This is a genomic window from Pseudooceanicola lipolyticus, from assembly GCF_002786325.1.
In the GTDB taxonomy this organism is placed as follows: domain Bacteria; phylum Pseudomonadota; class Alphaproteobacteria; order Rhodobacterales; family Rhodobacteraceae; genus Pseudooceanicola_C; species Pseudooceanicola_C lipolyticus.
Genome location: NZ_PGTB01000353.1, coordinates 1 through 1,252, shown reverse-complemented (window position 1 = coordinate 1,252; position 1,252 = coordinate 1). Strand labels below are relative to the sequence as shown.

The window sequence follows — 1,252 nt, the reverse complement described above, 5'->3', positions numbered from 1 at the left end:
TGACCTGCCCCCCTTCGGTCCCTCGTTCATAACGAGAGTCTGCGGGTTTGATCTTGATAATCATGGGTTTCGGTTTGGGCAAGCGCGCCGGGCGCGGAGCCCTCAAATTGCTCAAGCGCTCGGCGCGCTTGCAGTGGCGTCTGGTTTCCGAGCGACGAATGCGGCCTGACGGCATTGTAGTCATATCGCCATAGCGCCAGCTTTCGCCGGGCATCGTTCAGGGTGTCAAAGATCTCCTCGTTCAATAGCTCGTCGCGCAGGCTGCCGTTGAACGACTCGATGAAGGCGTTCTGCTGTGGCTTCCCTGGGTCGATGTAATGCCACGGCACATCGTTCTGGTCGGCCCATTTCAGGATGGCCCGGCTTGTGAACTCCGTGCCGTTATCACTGACGATGCAACCTGGTTTTCCGTAGACCCGCACCAGCGCATCCAGCTCGCGGGCGACACGGGCTCCCGAGATACTGGTGTCGGCCATGAGGCACAGGTTTTCGCGGCAGCAATCGTCGATCACTGCCAGGATGCGGAACTTGCGTGAAGCACCAAAGCTGTCCGACAGAAAGTCCAGCGACCACCGCGCATTTGGGCGCGCCGCCTCCGGCATCGGTGTGCGTGTGCCGCGGGCCCGTTTGCGGCCACGTCGTCGCTTCACCGAGAGACCTTCCTCCCGGTAGAGCCGATACAGCTTCTTGTGGTTCATGATCATGCCCTTGCGTTCGAGCAGGACGCCGATCCGACGATAGCCGAACCGACGTCGCTTGCCTGCAATCTCCTGCATCTCTTTGCGGATCTCGGGGCAATCCGGCGGGCGTTCGCGCCGGACCGTCTTTGGATCGACACCGACAAGCCGGCAGGCCCGGCGCTGCGAGATGTCGTGATCCCGCATCGCTCTGAGCGCTGCCTCTCGCCGCTTGGTCAGCGTCGTCAGTTCTTTCCCAAAAGATCTTTCAGGACCACGTTGTCGAGCATCGTATCGGCCAGCAGGCGCTTGAGCTTGGTGTTCTCGTCTTCCAGCGCCTTCAGCCGGGCGGCTTCTGACACCTCCATGCCGCCGTATTTGGCTTTCAGCTTGTAAAACGTGGACGGGCTCAGCCCGTGACGACGGCACAGTTCGGCCGTCGGCATGCCCGCCTCTTGCTCCTTGATCATCCCGATAATCTGCGCCTCGGTAAAACGGCTCTTTCGCATTCGTCTGCTCCTTCAAGGTTGGGCAGACTCTACATCATGATGAGGGATTTCGCGGGGGGCAGGTCA

Annotated in this window: 1 protein-coding gene; it reads right to left on the bottom strand. The window is 60.7% G+C overall.

Annotated features, from left to right (window positions below; genetic code table 11):
* Window positions 1–26 precede the first annotated feature (26 nt).
* Window positions 27–1,186 (bottom strand): IS3 family transposase gene (locus tag CVM52_RS25845; RefSeq protein WP_100165069.1). Its coding sequence is split into 2 segments (ribosomal slippage): window positions 27–937 and window positions 937–1,186, totalling 1,161 coding nucleotides; the frame shifts between segments, so codons are not numbered across the junction.
* Window positions 1,187–1,252: the final 66 nt, after the last annotated feature.